Origin of the sequence: Streptomyces sp. NPDC050546 (assembly GCF_044457425.1) — a bacterium.
GTDB lineage: Bacteria > Actinomycetota > Actinomycetes > Streptomycetales > Streptomycetaceae > Streptomyces.
In genome coordinates this window covers 549,230-569,973 of the sequence record NZ_JBITGX010000003.1, presented here as the reverse complement: position 1 = coordinate 569,973, position 20,744 = coordinate 549,230, and the positions used below count along the sequence as shown (strand labels likewise).

At 71.0% G+C, this 20,744-nt stretch carries 18 protein-coding genes; 3 read left to right on the top strand and 15 right to left on the bottom strand.

Going from position 1 to position 20,744, the window contains the following annotated elements; translation table 11 throughout:
- Positions 1–5 precede the first annotated feature (5 nt).
- Together ACIBK5_RS10635 and ACIBK5_RS10630 are read right to left on the bottom strand one after the other, a co-directional pair.
- Positions 6–1,283 carry an ATP-binding protein gene (locus tag ACIBK5_RS10635; protein ID WP_399018219.1) on the bottom strand — a complete coding sequence of 426 codons (1,278 nt, stop codon included), beginning with the start codon at positions 1,281–1,283 and terminating at the stop codon, positions 6–8.
- 28 nt (positions 1,284–1,311) lie between these two features.
- Entirely contained in the window at positions 1,312–1,989 is a 678-nt protein-coding gene (locus ACIBK5_RS10630) for a response regulator transcription factor (RefSeq protein ID WP_189726740.1), read from the bottom strand.
- 483 nt (positions 1,990–2,472) lie between these two features.
- Here ACIBK5_RS10630 and ACIBK5_RS10625 point away from each other — a divergent pair, with 483 nt between their 5' ends.
- Positions 2,473–3,969 carry an oligopeptide:H+ symporter gene (locus ACIBK5_RS10625; protein WP_399018216.1) on the top strand — a complete coding sequence of 499 codons (1,497 nt, stop codon included), beginning with the start codon at positions 2,473–2,475 and terminating at the stop codon, positions 3,967–3,969.
- A gap of 76 nt (positions 3,970–4,045) precedes the next feature.
- On the opposite strand, the gene ACIBK5_RS10620 is transcribed toward ACIBK5_RS10625, so the two are convergent.
- The 4 genes from ACIBK5_RS10620 to ACIBK5_RS10605 form a co-directional block, all read right to left on the bottom strand.
- The gene (locus ACIBK5_RS10620) at positions 4,046–5,095 is read right to left on the bottom strand and encodes a hypothetical protein (RefSeq protein WP_399018215.1); all 1,050 of its coding nucleotides are present in this window, start codon (positions 5,093–5,095) and stop codon (positions 4,046–4,048) included.
- 2 nt (positions 5,096–5,097) lie between these two features.
- A complete protein-coding gene (locus tag ACIBK5_RS10615) occupies positions 5,098–5,802 on the bottom strand; it encodes an LPXTG cell wall anchor domain-containing protein (RefSeq protein ID WP_399018213.1) in 705 nt (234 codons plus the stop codon).
- Between the two features lie 178 nt (positions 5,803–5,980).
- A complete protein-coding gene (locus tag ACIBK5_RS10610; protein ID WP_399018212.1) occupies positions 5,981–6,535 on the bottom strand; it encodes an ATP-binding protein in 555 nt (184 codons plus the stop codon).
- Between the two features lie 243 nt (positions 6,536–6,778).
- A complete protein-coding gene (locus ACIBK5_RS10605) occupies positions 6,779–7,156 on the bottom strand; it encodes an STAS domain-containing protein (protein WP_189726744.1) in 378 nt (125 codons plus the stop codon).
- 242 nt (positions 7,157–7,398) lie between these two features.
- On the opposite strand from ACIBK5_RS10605, the gene ACIBK5_RS10600 reads away from it, so the two are divergent.
- Complete coding sequence (locus tag ACIBK5_RS10600; protein ID WP_184598226.1) at positions 7,399–8,325, top strand: RNA polymerase sigma factor SigF; 927 nt, start codon at positions 7,399–7,401, stop codon at positions 8,323–8,325.
- Positions 8,326–8,406: 81 nt separating this feature from the next.
- Here ACIBK5_RS10600 and ACIBK5_RS10595 read toward each other — a convergent pair whose 3' ends face one another.
- The 7 genes from ACIBK5_RS10595 to hutU all read right to left on the bottom strand — a co-directional run bounded on the left by ACIBK5_RS10595 (position 8,407) and on the right by hutU (position 17,583).
- Positions 8,407–9,099 (bottom strand): hypothetical protein, encoded by a 693-nt coding sequence (locus tag ACIBK5_RS10595; RefSeq protein ID WP_399018341.1) that lies wholly within the window; start codon positions 9,097–9,099, stop codon positions 8,407–8,409.
- A 28-nt stretch (positions 9,100–9,127) separates the two neighbouring features.
- Positions 9,128–9,481, bottom strand: a complete 354-nt coding sequence (locus tag ACIBK5_RS10590; protein WP_399018208.1) for a hypothetical protein — start codon at positions 9,479–9,481, stop codon at positions 9,128–9,130.
- Between the two features lie 9 nt (positions 9,482–9,490).
- A complete protein-coding gene (locus ACIBK5_RS10585) occupies positions 9,491–11,689 on the bottom strand; it encodes a glycoside hydrolase domain-containing protein (protein ID WP_399018206.1) in 2,199 nt (732 codons plus the stop codon).
- Between the two features lie 326 nt (positions 11,690–12,015).
- Positions 12,016–13,320: an imidazolonepropionase gene (hutI, locus tag ACIBK5_RS10580; protein ID WP_399018204.1), complete on the bottom strand. Its 1,305-nt coding sequence runs from the start codon at positions 13,318–13,320 to the stop codon at positions 12,016–12,018.
- Positions 13,317–14,666, bottom strand: a complete 1,350-nt coding sequence (locus tag ACIBK5_RS10575; RefSeq protein WP_399018202.1) for a formimidoylglutamate deiminase — start codon at positions 14,664–14,666, stop codon at positions 13,317–13,319. The genes hutI and ACIBK5_RS10575 overlap by 4 nt, the downstream gene beginning before the upstream one ends.
- Positions 14,663–15,865 carry an allantoate amidohydrolase gene (locus tag ACIBK5_RS10570; RefSeq protein ID WP_399018340.1) on the bottom strand — a complete coding sequence of 401 codons (1,203 nt, stop codon included), beginning with the start codon at positions 15,863–15,865 and terminating at the stop codon, positions 14,663–14,665. Before ACIBK5_RS10570 ends, ACIBK5_RS10575 begins: the two co-directional genes overlap by 4 nt.
- A 53-nt stretch (positions 15,866–15,918) precedes the next feature.
- Complete coding sequence (gene hutU, locus ACIBK5_RS10565) at positions 15,919–17,583, bottom strand: urocanate hydratase (protein WP_399018200.1); 1,665 nt, start codon at positions 17,581–17,583, stop codon at positions 15,919–15,921.
- A gap of 115 nt (positions 17,584–17,698) precedes the next feature.
- Between hutU and ACIBK5_RS10560 the strand changes: the two genes are divergently transcribed.
- On the top strand, positions 17,699–19,069 hold the full coding sequence (locus ACIBK5_RS10560) for a diaminopimelate decarboxylase (RefSeq protein WP_399018199.1): 1,371 nt from the start codon (positions 17,699–17,701) through the stop codon (positions 19,067–19,069).
- A 115-nt stretch (positions 19,070–19,184) separates the two neighbouring features.
- On the opposite strand, the gene ACIBK5_RS10555 is transcribed toward ACIBK5_RS10560, so the two are convergent.
- Both ACIBK5_RS10555 and ACIBK5_RS10550 read right to left on the bottom strand, forming a co-directional pair.
- Positions 19,185–19,769 carry a hypothetical protein gene (locus tag ACIBK5_RS10555; RefSeq protein ID WP_399018197.1) on the bottom strand — a complete coding sequence of 195 codons (585 nt, stop codon included), beginning with the start codon at positions 19,767–19,769 and terminating at the stop codon, positions 19,185–19,187.
- Between the two features lie 101 nt (positions 19,770–19,870).
- Positions 19,871–20,713 carry a MurR/RpiR family transcriptional regulator gene (locus ACIBK5_RS10550; protein ID WP_399018194.1) on the bottom strand — a complete coding sequence of 281 codons (843 nt, stop codon included), beginning with the start codon at positions 20,711–20,713 and terminating at the stop codon, positions 19,871–19,873.
- Positions 20,714–20,744 lie beyond the last annotated feature (31 nt).

The window sequence follows — 20,744 nt, the reverse complement described above, 5'->3', positions numbered from 1 at the left end:
GGACCTCAGCGGACCATCGGCTCGTCCTCGTCCGTCATCGACGTCTGGGCGGCCGTGCGGGACAGGAACAGACCGAAGACCGGGGGCTTGGTCTGGAGCATTTCCAGACGGCCGCCGTCCGCTTCGGCCAGGTCGCGGGCGACGGCCAGGCCGATGCCCGTGGAGTTCCGGCCGCTGATCGCCCGCTCGAAGATGCGTGCGCCCAGGTCGGCGGGGACACCGGGGCCCTCGTCCGTGACCTCGATGACCGCCTGGTTGCCGGTGACGCGGGTACGCAGGGCCACCGTGCCGCCACCGTGCATCAGGGAGTTCTCGATCAGCGCGGCCAGCACCTGCGCGACCGCGCCGGGTGTGCCGACCGCCTCCAGATGCCGCTTGCCGGAGCTGACGATCGCCCGGCCCGCGCTGCGGTACGCCGGCCGCCACTCGGCGAGCTGCTGCTGGATGACCTCGTCGAGGTCGAAGGTGACGGCGGAGCCGGTGCGCGGATCGCGAGAGTTGGTCAGCAGCCGCTCGACGACGTCCGTCAGCCGCTCGACCTGCGTGAGCGCGATCGTCGCCTCGTCCTTCACGGTGGCCGGGTCGTCGGTGAGGGTGATCTCCTCCAGCCGCATGGACAGGGCCGTGAGGGGGGTCCGCAGCTGGTGGGAGGCGTCCGCGGCCAGCCGGCGTTCGGCGGTGAGCATGCGCGCGATGCGCTCGGCGGAACCGTCCAGCACGTCCGCCACCCGGTCCAGCTCGGGCACGCCGTAGCGCTTGTGCCGTGGGCGGGGGTCGCCCGAGCCGAGCCGCTCGGCCGTCTCCGCGAGGTCGGTCAGCGGCGACGCCAGCCGGTTCGCCTGGCGGACCGCAAGCAGCACCGCGGCCACCACCGCGAGCAGCGCGACCAGCGCGATGATCAGCAGCGTCCGGCCGACCTCGCGGGTCACCGAGGAGCGCGGCTCCTCGACGGTGACGGTCTCGCCCTCCTCGCCGGGCGCGGTCGCGCTGATGACGTCACCGGACGGCTTGGTGCCGACCTCGATGGGCGCCTCGCCGGGGAGCCGGATCACCGCGTAGTAGCGGTCCTGCGTGACCTGGTCGCGCAGCACCTCGGCGTCGACCTCCTGGGACCCGAAGAGCCGGCTGTCGACGATGCTGGCGAGGCGGACCGCCTCGGACTCCACCCGTTCCTGGGCACTGTTGCTGATCGTCCGGGTCTCGACGATGACGAGCGAGACCCCGAAGACGGCGATCACTACCAGCACCACGGCGAGCGTGGACTGGATCAGTCGGCGGCGCATGTCCTGTTACCCGTGCCTGCCCTGTGGCTCAGCTCTTCTCGAAACGGAAGCCCACACCGCGCACGGTGGCGATGTAGCGGGGGTTGGCCGCGTCGTCGCCGAGCTTCTTGCGCAGCCAGGAGATGTGCATGTCGAGGGTCTTGGTCGACGACCACCAGGTGGTGTCCCAGACCTCGCGCATCAGCTGGTCGCGGGTGACGACCCGGCCCGCGTCGCGCACCAGCACCCGCAGCAGGTCGAACTCCTTGGCGGTGAGCTGGAGCTCCTCCTCGCCCATCCAGGCGCGGTGCGACTCGACGTCGATGCGCACGCCGTGGGTGGCCGGCGGCTGCTGCGGCTCGGCGGCACCGCGCCGCAGCAGGGCCCGGACGCGGGCGAGCAGCTCGGCGAGCCGGAAGGGCTTGGTGACGTAGTCGTCGGCGCCCGCGTCGAGCCCGACGACGGTGTCCACCTCGTCGGCGCGCGCGGTCAGGATGAGGATCGGGATGGTGTGGCCCTCGCCACGCAGACGGCGGGCCACCTCCAGACCGTCCATGCCGGGCAGACCCAGGTCGAGCACGACCAGGTCGACGCCGCCCTGCAGTCCTGCGTCGAGAGCGGTGGGGCCGTCCTCACGCACCTCGACCTCGTAGCCCTCCCGGCGCAGAGCACGGGCCAGCGGCTCCGAGATGGACGCGTCGTCCTCGGCGAGCAGTACACGGGTCATGGAGTGATGGTAGACCTGCGAGGCCCTGAGCTGGGGTGTGACCGGAAGCCTTGATTCTTACCGTTGGCATACCCACTTCTTACGTTCCGGGGGAACGCGGACAGACCTCTGCCTATGGGGTGCGATCCTGGTAAGGACCTTGGAAACGAGGCTCACGGTTCCCCCGACACCTGTGATCCTCCTCTCAAGTCCTTCCATATGCGGCCGTGTCCTGCCGTATGGTGAATCGACGCCTGTAGCCCTAGGCGACCTTCTGTGGCTCTCTGCCCCGAAGGTCTCTTTTGTGTCGGGCCTCGTCGTGCGGCGACGCGCGTAGAGGCGTGGACCCCACGTGGACCCCGGTGGCGACCGCCCACCGCTCCGTGCCCCGGAGCGGACCCCCGTAGGCGTCGGGGGCGACGGCCGTACGCTCCGGCGCCGACAGCCCCCCACCGGGCGCACCACCCCTGTCGCGGGGCGCGTCCCGACCAGCAAGGAACGACCATGGCGTCCAGCCTGACGAAGGACTCGGCCCGCCCGGGCACCCCCGGCTCCGAGAAGACCTTCTTCGGCCACCCCCGCGGACTGGCCACTCTCTTCATGACCGAGATGTGGGAGAGGTTCTCCTACTACGGCATGAGGGCCCTGCTCCCGCTGTACCTGGTGGCCCCTGGTGGCCTGCACCTCGACGCGGCCACGGCGACGGCGATCTACTCCGTGTACGTGTCGCTGGTGTACCTGCTCGCCATGCCCGGCGGCTGGTTCGGCGACCGCGTCTGGGGGCCGCGCAAGACCGTCGCCATCGCGGGCGGCGTCATCATGCTGGGCCATCTCACGCTGGCCCTGCCCTCCTCCGGCACCTTCTACGCCGGTCTCGGCCTGGTCGCGATCGGTTCGGGTCTGCTGAAGGCCAACATCTCGACGATGGTCGGCCACCTCTACGACGGACCGGACGACCCCCGCCGCGACGGTGGCTTCACGGTCTTCTACATGGGCATCAACCTCGGCGCCTTCGCGGCGCCGCTGATCATCGGCACCATCGGTGAGAGCGTCAACTGGCACCTGGGCTTCGCGCTCGCCGCGCTCGGCATGGCGCTGGGCCTCGTCCAGTTCCTGATCGGCTCGCGCAACCTGGCCGAGCGCTCCTCCGCCGTCCCGACGCCGCTGTCCGGCGAGGAGAAGGCCTCGACGCTGCGCAAGGCGGCGATCTGGGCCGGTATCGCGGTCGTCTTCTACGCGATCGTCGGCTTCTCCGGCCACTACACGCTCAACTGGATCCTGGTCCCGCTGACCCTGCTGGGCGTGATCATCCCGACGATGGTCCTGGTCCGCATCAAGCGCGACAAGGACCTGGACGGTGCCGAGCAGTCGAAGATGTCCGCGTACATCTGGTTCTTCGTGGCCGCGGCCGTGTTCTGGATGATCTACGACCAGGGCGGCTCCACGCTGTCGATCTTCGCGGACTCCTCCGCCGAGAACAGCGTCTTCGGCTGGGGCTTCCCGGTCTCCTGGTACCAGTCGGTCAACCCGGTCCTGATCATGGCGCTGGCCCCGGTCTTCGCCTGGTTCTGGCTGGCCCTGAACCGGCGCGGCAAGGAACCGAGCACGATCGTGAAGTTCGGCTCGGGTCTGGTCCTGGTCGGCGCGTCCTTCTTCCTCTTCCTGGCCCCGCTGTCGATCGCCGAGGGCGGTCACAAGGCGGCGGCGCTGTGGCTGGTGGCGATCTACTTCACGCAGACCGTCGGTGAGCTGCTGCTCTCCCCGGTGGGCCTGTCGGTGACGACGAAGATGGCGCCCGCGAAGTACGCCTCGCAGATGATGGGCGTCTGGTTCCTGGCCGTCACCGCCGGTGACGCCACGACCGGTCTGCTCTCCATCGCCGGGGTCGACCTGAACAAGACGGGCATCGTGGCCCTGGAGGCCACGCTCGCCGTCCTCGCCGGTGGCGCGGTGTGGATGTACCGCAAGAAGGTCAAGGAGCTCATGGGCAACGTCCGCTGACCCGCCCCGCCGGGCCATGACGAAGGGCCGCCGCTTCCCCGGGACGCGGCGGCCCTTTCGCGTGCGCTCGTGCTGGTCAGGCCTTCGTCGTCGGGTCCTTTCCGTACGCGGCGGAGGGCCGCCTCGCGTCTTCCGGTCCCGCGTCGGGGGTGACCCAGGGCAGGGCCGGGGCCGCGGAGGGCGTGCCCGTCCCGGCGCGTTTCCTCGGGCGGTGCGACAGCGCGGGCAGCACCCTGCGACGGGCCGGGCGGGCCGCGTGGCCGGGGTGGCGGGGCCGGACGTGGTCCACCAGGGCCAGGCCGGCGCGGATCACCGCCGCCGGTACGACCAGGAGGACCAGGCCCCAGAACAGGGTCACGCCCCAGGGGCGGCCCACGCCCCAGGGGTGTTCGGCGAGGACCTTGCCGCCGTACTTCAGGGACACCGTGTAGTCGCCGTTCGCCCCGGCCGCGAGCTCCACGGGCAGCTCGATACGGGTCTCGCCGCCGGGCCGGATCGTGCCGCGCCATCGCTGGTCCTGCCACTGCGGGGCGAACACGCCGTGCGCGGTGCCGACCTGGAAGACGGGATCCTTCACGGGGGACGTGCCGACGTTGCCGACAGTGACCTCCAGGGTCCGGGCGGGCGGCGAGCCGAACCAGGTCAGCAGCCCGTCGCCGCCGCGCAGCCTGGTGTCCGCGAGCAGGGAGAGCCGCCCGCCGGACCGTTCCGCGGGCAGCGGCTCGACCGTGTGCCCGGCGATCCGGAGGGCCGCGTCGGCCTCGGCACCGGCTCCGGTCACCGTCTCCACGTGCACCACGCAAGGGCACGGCACCGGCGGCTCGACGACGGGCAGGGCACGGCGGAAGCGCCCCTCGGCGTCGGTGGTGACGGCCCGGCCGTCGGCGTTGGCGCAGGAGTTGGTGCCGCCGGTCACACCCCGGTCCGGCTCGGCCTGCCCGCACACCAGCAGCGTCAGCAGGGCACGCGCCCGCCAGCCACTACCGCTGACGGTGACCGACCCACCCGCCCCTGCCTCCGCCTCGGACACCTCGACCCGGGGCCGCTCCACGGCCCCGACGGGCCCGGCCCCAACCAGGGCCAGCAGAGACACCAGCAGAACAGCTACCGCAAAGGTCCGGCGCATGCTCAGCGGCGGGCGTGTGCGCTCTGGTGACGGCGTGTCAGCCACAGGGCGCCTGCCGCGCCGGCGAGGAGGACCGTCCCGCCGAAGGTGCCGAGGGCGATGGCCGAGTCCTCGGGCCCGGTCCGCGGAAGCCCGGCGCCGGTGTCCGGGCCGGGGCCGGAGCCGCCGCCCTGGGCGGAGCCGGTGCCGTCGCCGGTCGCGGCCTTGACGTCGAGGGTCAGGGACGGGCCCGGGTCGTTGGTCGGGGTGCATGTCGTCGTAGTACCGAGCGCCTTGATGGTGAGCACACCTGCCGTGAAGGTGACCTCCCCGCTCTTCTTCGGCAGATACGTCCCGCTCAGGTCGTTGATCTTGATCGGGGTGTTGGCCGGAATCGCGGCGTCGTTGGCGGGGCCGGTCACCGTCAGGGTGCCGTTGTCGGCACCGCCCAGGGCGATCGTGGCGCTCGGGGTCATCGCGCCCTTGCCCAGTTCGACCGGGCTGGAGGAGACGCCCTTCTGCCAGGACATGGTGATTTTGTAGCCGTCGCCGTCCTCGACGCCCTTGATGTCGATGGGCGAGACGGCGCTCTTGTCGCCGATCGGCGTCTTGCACTGGTAGTTGACGTCGACGACCTCGGCCCGGGCCACGGGGGCGGCCATCAACACCGCCGAGCCGGCCAGGGCCGCCGCGGACGCGAGCGCGGCGGTTCGACTCCGGTACGACACGATGCCACTCCCCTTCCTGTTCCTGACGGCGCATCAGATCGGGCCGTCAAGGTACGCCCGGGACCCGGAGGAAGGAAGACACAGCGCACGCCGGATCTGTGGCGATCCGGCGCGCGGCGAGTGACGTATGAGGGGAGGTACGAAGGGGAATCCGTGGGGACCGGTGGACGGTCCCCGGTCAGGCGGGTGCGCCCAGTTCCGCCCACACCGTCTTGCCGGCGACTCCCGGCGTACGCACGACGCCCCAGTCCAGGCACAGCCGCTGGACGATGAACATGCCGTGGCCGCCCGGGCGCCCCGCCCGGTGCGGATTACGGGGAGCCGGCTGCCCGGTGCCCCGGTCGGCGACCTCGAGGCGGATCACCTTGTTGTCGCAGGTGATCCACAGCTGGTCCGGCCCCCCGGCGTGCAGGCAGGCGTTGGTGACCAGCTCGGAGACGACGAGCAGCACATCCTCGGCGGCGGCCCGCCGGTCGGCGGAGGCGGCGGGCAGCCAGCCCCACGCGTAGAGCGCCTGGCGGGTGAAGTCGCGGGCGAGCGGAACGACACCGCTCTCCCCGTCGAAGCTCAGCCGGCGCACCTGCCGTCCCCCCGGCGGCGCCGCGGCTCCGGACGGCGCGCCCACGCCCTCGCCGGACGCAGTGGCCGCCGGTACGCCACCCTCGGACGCCCCGGAAACGCCGCTGGGCTCCGGCCCGCGGTCGCCCGGCGGGTAAGGCCGGGTGGTGCTCATCAGCGCTTCACCTCACCGATTCACCAGTTCACGATTCAAAAGATTCTGTACACCGTCAGTCACGCAGTGCGCGGCGGATCGGTTTCGCGGTGCCCCCCACACCCCGGCAGCCAACAGGTTCAGGATGTCTCCTGCCCTGGCGTCCCGGCGGAACACCCCCGGATTCGGCACGAAGGGCGTGACGGACGTGGGACGTCGGTCACAGAGGGAAGGCCGAGGCTCGGCGCGCCGACGCACCGCCGCTCAGCTCGACTCGTCGGCCAGGGCCGCCTCGAGCGTGTCGTGGACGGTGAAGACCGCGTCCGCACCCGTGATCTCGAATACGCGCGCCACCACCGGCTGCATCCCGGCGAGGGTCACGCCGCCACCGGCGGCCTCCGCCTTCAGCCGTGCGCCGAGGAGCACATTGAGCCCCGTGGAGTCGCAGAACTCCAGGCGCGCGCAGTCGATGACCAGGCGCTTGAATCCCTTGGCGAGGCAGTCCTCGAGTGGCTCACGCAACAGATCGGCGGTGTGATGATCCAACTCACCCGCCGGGGTCACGACGGCGCTAGAGCCCTCTTCCCGCACCTCCACCAGAAGCCGGCCAGACTGTGCGCTGCCGACCGTCCCGCGGTCCATGCCGTCTCTCTCTCCTGACGTCGAGGCTGCTTGCTGACGCCCTCGAACACTACGCCTTCATGACGCGCTTCGACACCCGAACAACTACACACAAACGGACATATGCCCACAGAACGCACTTGCGGTGGGCTCGGGAAAGCGGGTAGGCCTAGTAAGGACACGTACCCGACACACGGCCGGCTTTGGAGGCGCCGCACACCGCAGTGCACGTAATTGGCTCCGGCAGCCTTATGCCGAGAACGATGGAGGACATCATGTCACCCCGGCTCGACGCATCGCGTACCCAGAAAGCGACGTCGACACCCCCTCCGGAACATCTGGATCCCATCGAGCAGGACGAGACGCTCGTCACACAGGACGACGTTCTCGCCGGACTTCCGGACATCCCCCCGTACGAGCAGGTCGGCGCGGTCGACGCACGGGCTCTGTCCAAGACCCTCTTCGAGCGCCTCGAAGCGCTGGAGGAAGGCACGCACGAGTACTCGTACGTCCGCAACACGCTTGTCGAACTGAATCTCGCGCTGGTCAAGTTCGCCGCTTCCCGGTTCCGCTCCCGCAGCGAGCCGATGGAGGACATCATCCAGGTCGGCACCATCGGCCTGATCAAGGCGATCGACCGGTTCGAACTCTCCCGGGGTGTCGAGTTCCCCACCTTCGCGATGCCGACCATCGTCGGCGAGATCAAGCGCTTCTTCCGCGACACCTCGTGGTCCGTGCGCGTGCCGCGGCGGCTCCAGGAGCTCCGGCTCGACCTGGCCAAGGCCGGTGACGAACTGGCGCAGAAGCTGGACCGTGCCCCGACGGTGACGGAACTGGCCGAGCGCCTGGGCCTGTCCAAGGACGAGGTCGTCGAGGGCATGGCCGCCTCGAACGCCTACACCGCCTCCTCGCTGGACGCCCAGCCGGAGGAGGACGACTCCGAGGGCGCGCTCGCGGACCGCATCGGCTACGAGGACCACGGACTCGAAGGCATCGAGTACGTCGAGTCGTTGAAGCCGCTGATCGCCGAACTGCCCCCGCGCGACCGGAAGATCCTGTCGCTGCGGTTCGTCGCGGGTCTCACACAGTCGGAGATCGGCGAGGAACTGGGCATCTCGCAGATGCATGTGTCGCGACTGCTGTCGCGGACGCTGGTACGGCTCCGCAAGGGGCTGACCGTCGAGGAGTGATCCTCATGTGATCCCAGTCGGGTGACGTGTCCCTCGGGGGCGGACCGAACGGTCCGCCCCCGGGCGCGTGCCTTACGGGGCTCAGCCCGCGCGCTGTTCCCGCACCAGCCGCTCCGCGCGGTCACGGCGGGAGCGGCTCAGCACGTCAACCGTCACGCCGGCGCCCTCACCGGGCGTGGCCTCGGCCAGCCGCAGCCGGTCCGCGAGCGCATGGACCGACGCGTCGTCCGGGCCGCGGTCGATGTAGAACAGCGACTCGTCCACGGGGCTGTCGTCGCCGCCCCAGCGCACCACGCCCCCGCAGTCGGCGAGGATGTCGCGCACCGTCAGCACCTGGAGCGGGAAGAGGCTGCCGCTCGCGGCCGCACCCGGGCGGATCCGCACCGCGGTGCCCGAGGCGAGGTTGGACTCCGGCGCGCCCTTCTTCAGACCGCCGATCCGCTGCCAGCCCGCGAGGTCGACGCGGGGCAGCTGCTCGACCTCGTAGTGGTAGCGCCGGACCACGTGGAGCAGGATGGCCTCCGCGTCACCGATCCGGACGTCGACCTCCAGGCCGGTGCCCGGGACGGGACGCGTCCAGACGGTGGAGACGTGGTTGGCCTCCTTTTCCAGGGTCCAGCCGTTGGCGGAGGTGGGGGCCTTCTTCCGGGCGGCACTCAGCGGAGCGCTCGCGGGGGCGGCCATGGCGGTGGCCTGCGCGAATGAGCCTGCGGCTGCCGCGACTGCGATCACACCGGCCCCCTTGACCAGGGCCCGTCTCGGGATGCCGCTCATGCTGCTGCGCGCGTTGTCGGACACGTTTTCAGTTCCTTCCCAGGCTGATGATGATGAGAGTGAGCGTGGGCAGTGCGGTGGCCACCGCGCTCAGCAGCCAGTACCTGCCGGGTGACAGCGCCGTCCTGCGGCGGAACGGGCGATTGGCCAGCCACCAGATGAGGCCGAACAGGATGAAGACCGGTGTGGCGACTATCACCCAGGGGAGCACACCGTCGTTCTCGGTGGGTTCGCGGTCGGTCCAGCCCAGTGAGGCAAGGGGCCAGTTCGCCGCGAAGTACCACAGCATGAACGCGGGCACCACGGCCGGAATCCCCAGCAGGACGTTGACGACCAGGGGGAAGCTCTGCCGGAGCCACCGGTGTTCGGTGTTCGTCTTCATCGGGTCTCACTAACCGCGCGACAGCTTGTTGTAGTTCTCCAGCTGGTTGTACAGGCCGAGCAGCTCACGGCCGTACTTCTCGGCGTCGCCGCCGGTGCCGTTGTACCGGGCCAGCAGGGCCTGAGTCTGGGCCGGGGTGCTGGTCAGGCTCGGCCGGGGCGCGCCGATCTGGTGGGCGTTGTAGATCGTCAGGTAAGCCACCGAGCGGATGTTGTACGTCGGGTCCTCGTTGAGCTGCTTCCACACGATGGGGATGTCGTCGTTCGTGAGCGGCGAGCCGTTGATGATGCCCTGCTCCCGGCAGTAGTTGCGGGCATCGATCGTCACCCAGGCGAAGATCTGTCCCCAGCCGGTGCTGCAGTCGTCGTCCAGCCCCTTCTTCACGGCCTCGTCGGCGGCGACGTCAAAGGGGTTCAGCTTGCGGAGCTCCCACAGCACCGGCGCCTGGATGAGCGCCTTGCGGAGCTTGAGCTGCCGTGCAAGCGAGGTGAACAGCCAGTCCGCGCTCAGCACCAGGTCGACGGCCTTGGTGGTGGAGATGCCGCCGAGCGTGGCCCAGTCGTCGTCGGGCTCCCAGTTCTCGCCACCGGTCTCCGGCACACCGATCGAGACCAGGTACGCCTGGACGTCCTTGAGCAGGGCGTCCCGGTAGGCGTCCTTGTCCAGGTCCGTGTCCAGCCCCCCGAAGTCGGCGCCCGGGTTGAAGCTGCTCTGGCCGAAGTCACGGCCGGAGACGATGTTGTTGTCGATCTCGATCTGGCCCGCACCCGAACCGACCTTGATGGTGGAGATCTGGTCGAACGCCCAGTTCGTGGGCAGCGGGTAGCCGAGGTTTCCGGAGAAGCCGCTGGACATGTCGGAGACGAAGCTCGCCGCCGCGTAGCCGGCGTCGGCGACGCGCTGGCAGACGTTGCGCGGGCCGTAGACGCCCACGCCGTAGCCGGAGTTCTCTCCGATCGTGCGCATCACACCACGGAAGTGCGGGAGGACGAATTCGGTGACCTCGCCGTCCATCGCGTCGTAGTCGACGGCGAAGTAGATGATGGTGCCGGGCTTGAAGCCGTGGTACTCGGCCCACTCGATCGCGCGGAACGCGTCGGCGGTGCCCTGGTTGGGGCTGAAGTAGTCGGCCGACCGGCTCCACGTCTGGAAGATCGGGAAGCAGCTCAGCCCGTGTTCCTTGATGGTGGCCAGCTCGCCCGGCTGGATCTGCTTCTCCGGCAGGCTCGTGCTGGAGGGGTTGAAGAGGTAGCGGCCGATGTACTTGTAGCCGGCGTCCTTCAGGGCCTGCGCCCGTGCGGGCGTGATCATCGTGACGCCGTCGCAGGCCGTGCCCTTGCGAGACTGGTCGCCGTAGGAGACGAGCAGCGACGCCCAGGTCTGGAAGTCGCCCTTGCCGGTGACCGGGAGCTTGCTGAAGGACTGGAAGGTCTCCACGCCGGACTGCACCGCGGAGGTGAAGTTACCGAAGGGGACGTTCCGCTTGTTCAGGATCATGGCCGCGGTGAACAGCTGCGCCCACACGCCGGTGCTGCCGTTGGTCACCGTGTGGCTCTTCAGACCGGACTGCGTGCCGGGTCCGAACACGCCGTTGGCCACGCCGTCCGCCATGCCCAGCTCGTACTGGATCGCGAACAGCATCGACTTGGCGACGTCACGGGAGTGGTGGCCGTCGCAGGGGATGACGTAGAAGTCCTTGCGCAGGATGTAACGGCCGTTCAGCCACTGCTGGATGGTCCGGATGGTGTCCGAGCCGCCGCCGACGGTGACGTAGGCGTCCATGTTGAACAGGCCCTTGACCACCTTCGGCCACAGGGAGCTGCCGGGGTAGGTGCCCGAGACGCCCATGTTCTGGTTGAGCTTCACGACCGCGTCCTTGACCCGGTCGTTGTACTTGCCGTCGATCTCGCCGCCGTCGTAGCCCTTGCAGTACAGGGCGGACTGGATGATGCGGCAGAAGTTGGCCGAGGGGATGGTCGTCTCGTCCAGCTTGCCGTACTTTTCGCCGATCTTCCCCAGGGTGGTCGGGCCGAAGGAGTCGGACAGGGCGGTGATGCCCATCTCGTACTGGAGCGCCCGGGTCAGGGCGTACATCACCGGCCAGCCGGTCTGGCCGTTCTCCGCCAGCTTGGATATGCCCAGTGTCGCACCGTTGTTGTACGTGGTGTTGATGAATCTCTGGGCGCGCTGAACCATCTCGTCTGCCATGGGCTTCCTCCTGTCGTCCGGGTGGTGAGGCAGGGAGGAGAGCGGTGGCATCGCGGTGCGTTCACTGTGTACGCCCACGTGTCCACACATGAAACGGCACGTCCTTGAAATGGACGCGCCGCAGGAAGACCCCCCTCGTCGCGGCGGCCGGCACATGGGTCACGGTGCACGCTGCGACTGGGCGTGATCTTCCGTCGCGCTACACAGGAGGTCAAGTCCGTTATGGGTGATGGATGAGGATGTGGCGGATCGTCAAGTTCTCTTTGTCGTGGACTTGTGATGTATCCGGTATGGAAGTCGTGCACAACCTCGGGCCGTTTCGGCGGTCACGGCACCTTTACGCCGCGCCGCCAGACTCCGGTGACCAGGGGGACGCCGGGGCGGTAGGCCAGGTGGACGTGGCTCGGGGCGTCGAGGAGCGTCAGGTCGGCGTACGCGCCCGGGGTGACGCGCCCGATGTCGGTGCGCCGGAGGGCCGCCGCACCGCCCGCCGTGGCCGACCAGACGGCCTCGTCCGGGGTCATGCCCATGTCCCGTACGGCGAGCGCGACGCAGAACGGGACGGACGAGGTGAAGGACGAGCCCGGGTTGCAGTCGGTGGACAGGGCCACGGTGGCGCCCGCGTCGATGAGACGGCGGGCGTCCGGCCACTCGGCCCGCGTGGAGAACTCGGCGCCGGGCAGGAGCGTGGCGACCGTACGGCTGTTCGCCAGGGCGTCCACGTCCGCGTCGGTCAGGTGGGTGCAGTGGTCGGCGCTGGCCGCGTCCAGTTCGACGGCGAGCTGGACGCCCGGGCCGTACGAGAGCTGGTTGGCGTGGACCCGGGGGTGCAGGCCCTTGGCCTTGCCCGCGGTGAGGATCGCGCGGGCCTGGTCGCCGTCGAAGGCGCCCTTCTCGCAGAAGACGTCGATCCAGCGGGCGTACGGGGCGCAGGCGTCGAGCATCTCGCCGGTGACGAGGGCGACATAGCCGGCCGGGTCCTCGGTGAACTCGGGGGCGACGATATGGGCGCCGAGATAGGTGACCTCGTCGGTGTGGGCGGCCGCGATGCGCAGGGCCCGGGACTCGTGGTGGGCGGTGAGGCCGTAGCCGGACTTGGTCTCGAAGGTGGTGGTGCCCTGGCGGAGGGCCTCTTCGAGGTAACGGGTGACGTTGGCCTCGAGTTCCTCGTCGCTCGCCGCCCGCGTGGCCGCGACGGTCGTGCGGATGCCGCCCGCGCTGTAGGGCCGCCCCGACATGCGGGCGTTGAACTCCTGTGTGCGGTCGCCCGCGAAGACGAGGTGCGAGTGGGAGTCCACGAAGCCCGGGAGGACCGCCCTGCCACCTGCGTCGACCCGATTGTCAGTGGCGGGTGCTTTGCTTTGATCACCGGTCCACACGACGCGGTCGCCCTCGATGGCGACGGCCGCGTCCCGGACCAGTCCGAGGGGGGAATTGTCACCGAGGGAGGGGTCGTTGGTGACCAGGCTGGCGATGTTCGTGATGAGCGTGCTTGCGGTGCTCGCGGAGTGGGCGGGGCTGACGGTCGTCGCGTTGCTCATGGCGTCCTTGGTGGCCTGGTCGGCGGTGGGGTCGGGTTCGGGGACGGAGGCAGGCGCGGGCCGTGCGGGTGGACGGCCCGCTGCCGTCATCCGCGCAGTGCTTCGACGGCGTCCGCGAGGGCTCTCGGCACATCCGGTACGAGGGAGTGGACCCCGTCCCGTACGACGTGCCGACCTCCCACGACCGTATGCGACACGTCCGCTGCCGACGCGGCGAATACGGCCGTCTCGGCCCCGAGCCGCGGAAGCGGCCCTGCCGTCCTGACCGAGTCGAGCGCGATGGTGGTGAAGTCGGCGAGCGCCCCGGCTTCCAGGACGCCCGCGTCCTCCCAGCCGAGGGCCGCGTGGCCGTCGGCCGAGGCCGCCCGCAGCAGGGCCGCGGCCGTCCAGTGACCTCGGGTGCGGGTGCGCAGGCGCTCGTTCAGCTCCAGGGCGCGCGCCTCCTCCAGCAGGTCGATCACCGCGTGGCTGTCGGAGCCGAGGGAGAGCGGGGAGCCCTCGTTCTGCAGGGCGGCGGCGGGCCCGATCCCGTCGGCCAGGTCCCGCTCGGTGGTGGGGCACATACAGGTGCCGGTGCCGCTGCCGCCGATGAGGGAGACGTCCTCGGCGGTGAGGTGGGTGTTGTGGACGCCGGTCGTGCGCGGTCCGAGGACGCCGTGCAGGGCGAGCAGTTGCGTCGGGGTGCACCCGTGGATCTCCAGGCAGGCCTCGTTCTCGGCGGTCTGCTCGGACAGGTGCACATGCAGCGGGGCCCGCCGTTCCTCGGCCCACCTCGCGACGGTCGCCAACTGGTCGGCGGGCACGGCCCGTACGGAGTGGATCGCCGCTCCGATCCGCGCGTGATCCCGTTCCTTGAGAACTGAACAGCGTTCGGCCCACGCGTCCGCCGTGCCGTCGGAGAAGCGGAGCTGCTGGGCGGAGGGCGGCTGCCCGAAGCCGGAGGAGAGGTAGGCGGTGTCGAGGAGGGTGACGCGGATCCCGGCTTCGGCGGCGGCCGCGATCAGGGCCTCGCCCATCGCGTTGGGGTCGGCGTAGGGGGTGCCGCCTGGGGCGTGGTGAACGTAGTGGAACTCGCCGACCGCCGTGATGCCGGCCAGGGCCATCTCGGCGTACACGGCACGGGCCAGGGCGTGGTAGGTGTCCGGGGTGAGCCGGGTGGCCGTGGCGTACATGACCTCGCGCCAGGTCCAGAAGGTTCCGGAGCCGACCTGGGCGGTGCCGCGCAGGGCCCGGTGGAAGGCGTGGCTGTGGGCGTTGGCCAGCCCGGGGAGGGTGAGCCCGCGCAGGACCTCGGCGCCGGGGGGCGGGGTCGTGACCTCGGTCCGGACGGCGGTGACGCGGCCGTCGTTGACGTCGAGGGCGACGCCCGGCTCGACGTGCGTGCCGAGCCAGGCGTGTTCCAGCCAGTACGTACGGGTCTGCTGGGTGGGCGTCACGTGCGGACCAGTCCTTCCAGTACGTCGGCGAGGGCGAGTACCCCGGCCACGCAGTCGTCCTCGGTCGCGGACTCGGCCGGGGAGTGGGAGACGCCGGTCGGGTTGCGCACGAACAGCATGGCGGTCGGGATGCTCCCGGACAGGATCCCGGCATCGTGTCCGGCGCCCGTGCCGAGGACCGGGACCGTGAGGCCGGGGTCCTTGCCGAGGATGCGGGCGAGTTCGTCACGCAGGGCGTGGTCGAACTCGACGACGGGGGTGAACGACTCGCGGACGACGTCGAGGTCGATCCCGTGCGCGTCCGCGTACTGCCGGGCCGCCTTCTCGATACCGCCCACCACGGCGTCGAGGCTCAGCTGGTCCTCGGCGCGCGAGTCGAGCCACCCGCGCACCAGGGAGGGGATGGCGTTGACGCCGTTCGGCTCGACGGCGATCTTGCCGAAGGTGGCGACGGCACCGGCGAGTTCGGCCTCGCGGCGGGCGGCGAGGACGGTTTCGGCGTAGGACAGCATGGGGTCGCGCCGGTCGGCGAGCCGGGTGGTGCCGGCGTGGTTGGCCTCGCCCCGGAAGTCGAACCGCCATCGGCCGTGCGGCCAGATCGCGCTGGCGATGCCGACCCGGTCGCCGGACAGGTCCAGCGCCCGGCCCTGCTCCACGTGGAGTTCGACGAAGGCGCCGATGCGGGCGAGCCGTTCGGGGTCGGGCCCGATGGCGTCGGGGTCGTAGCCGGCGGCCTCCATGGCGCGCGGCAGCGTCACGCCCTCGCCGTCGGTGAGCCGGTGCGCCTGCTCGCGGGTGAGCTGTCCGGCGGTGAGCCGGGATCCGACGCAGGCGAGCCCGAACCGGGCGCCCTCCTCGTCACCGAAGTTCACGATGCCGAGGGGGCGGGTGAACCGCGCGCCCCGGCCGCGCAGTTCGTCCAGCGCGGCAAAGGCGGAGACGACGCCGAGGGGCCCGTCGAAGGCCCCGCCGTCCGGCACGGAGTCGAGATGCGACCCGGTGACGACGGCGTCCCCGGCGGCGGGGTCGCCGAGCCAGGCCCACTGGTTGCCGTTCCGGTCGGTCTCGTAGCGCAGGCCACGGCCGAGGGCCTGTTCCTCGAACCAGGCCCGGCAGTCACGGTCGACACCGCTCCAGGCGAAGCGCCGGTAGCCGCCGGAGGCGGAGTGGCGGCCGATCGGGAGCAGCTCGCGCCACATCCGGTGGAAGGAGGCCCCGGTGGGGTCCGGCCGCGGGCCGGCGGATTCCCGCGTCACGCGTCGTCACCCTCGCGCATCGGGACACGGACGCCCTTGTCCCGGGCCACCGAGTCGGCGATGTCGTACCCGGCGTCGACATGCCGGATGACGCCCATGCCAGGGTCGTTGGTGAGGACCCGGCGGATCTTCTCACCGGCCAGTTTCGTGCCGTCGGCGACCGTCACCTGCCCGGCGTGGATGGACCGGCCCATGCCGACCCCGCCCCCGTGGTGCAGGGACACCCAGGACGCCCCGGACGCCACGTTCACCATCGCGTTCAGCAGGGGCCAGTCGGCGATCGCGTCGGACCCGTCGAGCATGGCCTCGGTCTCCCGGTAGGGGGACGCGACGGACCCGCAGTCGAGGTGGTCGCGGCCGATGACGACCGGCGCGGCCAGCTCCCCGCTCGCGACCATGTCGTTGAACCGCTCGCCGGCCTTGTCCCGCTCGCCGTAGCCCAGCCAGCAGATACGGGCGGGCAGGCCCTGGAAGTGGACCCGCTCCCCTGCCATGCGGATCCAGCGGGCCAGGGACTCGTTCTCAGGGAAGAGGTCGAGGATCGCCTTGTCGGTCTTGGCGATGTCGGCCGGGTCGCCGGAGAGGGCGGCCCAGCGGAAGGGGCCCTTGCCCTCGCAGAACAGCGGGCGGATGTAGGCGGGGACGAAGCCGGGGAAGGCGAAGGCCCGGTCGTAGCCGGCGAGCCGGGCCTCGCCCCGGATGGAGTTGCCGTAGTCGAAGACCTCGGCGCCTGCGTCCATGAAACCGACCATGGCCTCGACGTGCGTGGCCATGGACTCGCGGGCCCGGGTGGTGAACCCGGCCGGGTCCTTCGCGGCGGCGGCGGCCATGTCCTCGAAGGCGAGGCCGACCGGCAGGTAGGCCAGGGGGTCGTGGGCGGAGGTCTGGTCGGTGACGATGTCGATCGGGGCGCCCTCGGCGAGCATCTGCGGGAGCAGCTCGGCGGCGTTGCCCAGGAGGCCGATGGACAGTGGCTTGCGCTGGTCGCGGGCCTCGGTGGCCAGCTGGAGCGCGTGGGCGAGGCTGTCGGCCCTCACGTCCAGGTAGCGGTGTTCGATGCGGCGCTCGATGGCGCGCGGGTCGACGTCGACGCAGATGGCGACGCCGTCGTTCATGGTCACGGCGAGCGGCTGGGCGCCGCCCATGCCGCCGAGGCCGGCGGTGAGGGTGATGGTCCCCGCGAGGGTGCCGCCGAACTTCTTCGCGGCGACGGCGGCGAAGGTCTCGTAGGTGCCCTGGAGGATGCCCTGGGTGCCGATGTAGATCCAGGAGCCGGCGGTCATCTGCCCGTACATGGTCAGGCCGAGGGCCTCCAGACGGCGGAACTCCTCCCAGTTGGCCCAGTCGCCGACGAGGTTGGAGTTGGCGATGAGGACGCGCGGGGCCCACTCGTGGGTCTGCATGACGCCGACGGGGCGGCCCGACTGGACGAGCATCGTCTCGTCCTGCTTGAGCGTCCTCAGGGTGCGGACCATCGCGTCGAAGGAGCGCCAGTCGCGTGCCGCCTTGCCCGTGCCGCCGTAGACGACGAGCTTGTCGGGGTGCTCGGCGACCTCCGGGTCGAGGTTGTTCTGCAACATCCGCAGGGCGGCTTCCTGCTGCCATCCCAGGGCGCTCGGTTCCGTGCCGCGCGGCGCTCGGACAGGGCGGGGTCCTGACATGGTCTGCCTCCCGGCGGTCTGTTGTTGCGTCTATTCACATCCTGACTTCCTGAATAGAGCTAGTCAATACGTGGGGAGGTCGGCGCTGCGGTGCCGCGGATGTTTGGCTGGATCCATGGATGACGACATGCGGGCAGGCGATTCCGGCGCCGGGCGGGCGGCCCGGCGGGACGAGGCGGTGCGGGCGGCCGTGGAGCAGGGACTGGTCGGGGCCGGCAGCCCCGTCGTCGGGCTGCTGGACGTCACCGGCATCCGGGAGTCGGCGGCGGAACTGCGGGCGGCGTTCGACGCGGTCATGGCACCGGGCACGCCCGTGCTGCACGCCTTCGCGGTGAAGGCGACCCCGCTGGTGCCGGTGCTGCGGCTGCTGAGCGAGGAGGGCATCGGAGCGGAGGTGGCGAGCCCGGGCGAGCTGGCGCTGGCGCGGGCGGCGGGGCTGAGTCCGGAGATGACGGTCCTGGACTCGCCCGCCAAGACACCGGCCGAACTGCGCGAGGCGCTGGCGCTGGGCATCGCCGTCAACGCGGACAACCCGCAGGAACTGGACCGCATCGACGGCCTGATCAGCGCGGGCAGCAGTCGCTCCCCTCTCGGGATCCGGGTGAATCCGCAGGTCGGCGGGGGTTCCATCGAGGCGACCTCGACGGCCACGGCGACGTCGAAGTTCGGGGTGGCGCTGCGCGACGAGGGGGCCCGGGAGTGGGTCGTGCGGGCGTACCAGGACCGCCCGTGGCTGACCCGGCTGCACGCGCACACCGGGTCCCAGGGCATCCCGCTGTCGCTGCTGGCCCGGGGGGTGGCGGAGGTGTACGCGCTCGCCGAGGAGATCAACCGGCGGATCGGGCGACGCCAGATCGACACGCTCGACATCGGCGGCGGGCTGCCGGTGAACTTCGCGTCGGACGCGACGACGCCGACGTACGCGCAGTACGCGCGGACGCTGGCCGAGGAGGTGCCGGGGCTGTTCGACGGGCGGTACGGGCTGGTCACCGAGTTCGGACGGTCGCTGCTGGCCAAGCACGGCACGGTGGTGGCGCGGGTCGAGTACGCGAAGACCTCCGGCGGGCGGGCGGTCGCGGTGACGCATGCCGGTGTGCAGGTCGCCACGCGGACGGTGTACGCGCCGGAGAGCTGGCCGTTGAGGATCGCCGCGTATGACGCGAAGGGGCGGGTGAAGGAGGGGCCCGTCGTGGTGCAGGACGTCGCGGGGCCGGCCTGTTTCGCGGGGGATCTGCTGGCGGAGGGGCGGTCCATGCCGGTGCTGGAGCAGGGGGAGTATGCGGCTGCGCTGGATACGGGGGCGTATTACTTCGCGCATCACTATGGGTACAACTCGCTGGTGCGGCCCGGTGTCTATGGGTTCACGCCCGGTGGAGAGGGAGGCGTGACCTTCGCGGTCGTGAGGGAGGCGCAGACGGTGGAAGAGGTCGTGGCGGAGTCCGGCGGGACGCATGTGGAGGCGCTGTTGAGTGGCGAGGCGCCGTAGGGGCTTACCTGGTTTCCGGCGTGCGGCTGCGTTGTGGCTGGTCGCGCAGTTCCCCGCGCCCCTGAAAAAGCAGGGCATGTGCCCCTGAAAAAGCAGGGCATGTGCCCCGGCCCTGCTACACGAGCGCCGGTGATTTCCTTCTCGCCCCGCCCGGGGCCGCGTCGCCCGCCGCGATGCCCGTGCTGCGGTACGCCTTGACCGGCTTGCCCGCCGGGCTGCCCGCACCGCCGCGCAGCCAGTCCACCCGGACCCACAGCAAAGCCTCGTCGGCCCGCTCCAGGCGGCCCAGCCACGCCGCCTTCAGCCGCAGGCCCGCTCCGCAGCCGGCCAGCAGCATGCCGCCGGCGGCCGGGACGGCGAAGGCGGTGCCCAGGGCGGCGAGGAAGGCGAGGAGGAGCCACCAGCGGTGGTGGCGGCGCCAGTTGCGTACCGTCACCGCGCGGTCCTGCAGTACGTCGTGCTTGCCGGCGCGGGACGCGGAGGCGGCCAGGGCGGCGTAGCGCTTGCGGCCCGCGCAGGCCACCGCGGCCGTCGTCAGGAGGAACAGCGCCGCCCCGGCCAGGACGCCGATACGGCGGCCGGTCAGTCCCGGGGCGAGGACGCCGACGCCCGCGGCGCACACGCCCAGCCACCACAGCGGGGCCGCCCCCGCCCGTACGACGACGGCGACCCGAGCCAGTCCCTGTCCTCCGCGTGTCACGTTCGGCCTCCGTCGGTCTCCGAAGCGTCTGAAGGGGCGTACAGGAGAGGCACGTTAGCGAGGCAACGTGAGACCAGTCTGAGAAGGGGACGCTGGCGCCGTCAGTCCACGAACAGACCCCGTGCCGCCGCCTTCGTGTCGAACTCCTCCAGGCGGGACTGGGCCTCGGGCAGGTCGTCGCACATCGCCTCCAGCAGGACCCGGCCGAGGAGCATCGGCGCACAGGCCGTGTCGAAGGCCAGGCCGGTGCCGACCGCGGCGGGGATCAGCAGGTCGGACACCTTGGCGACCGGTGCGAAGGCGGAGTCGGCGACCGTGACGACGGTCAGCCCGGCCTCCTTGGCGTGGGCGAGGGTGTCGACGACCTCGCGGGGGTGCCGGGGCAGCGCGAAACACAGCAGTGCGCTCGCCCCGGCCCGGACGGCGGCGTCGATGCGGTCCTGGACCATCGTGCCGCCCTCGTTGAGCAGCCGGACGTCGGGATGGACCTTGGCGGCGAAGTAGGCGAAGCCGTGCGCCTGTGCGGCCGCCGCCCGCAGGCCGAGGACGGGGAGCGGGCGGGAGGCCGCGAGGAGGCGCCCGGCCCGCTGCACGGGCCCGGTGTCGGCCAGGGCCTCCGCCAGGTGCCGCAGGTTCTCGATCTCGGCCTCGACGGCCTGCTGGTACTCGTTGGCGGACCCGGCGTCCGCCGCAGGTTCGGCCGGGGCGACCTCGCGCAGATGACGGCGCAGGGCCGGGTAGCCGTCGAAGCCCAGGGCCACGGCGAAACGGGTCACGGACGGCTGGCTGACCCCGGCCAGTTCGGCGAGCTCCACGCTCGACAGGAACGGCACGTCGGCGGCCCGCCGCACCATGCTGTGCGCGATACGCCGCTGGGTCGGCGTCAGCCGGTGCCCCTCGAAGAGCGCCTGGAGCCGCGCGGCAGGGCTGTCGGTCACGCTCATGACGTGCTTCCCCCTCGCCTATTCAGTAGCT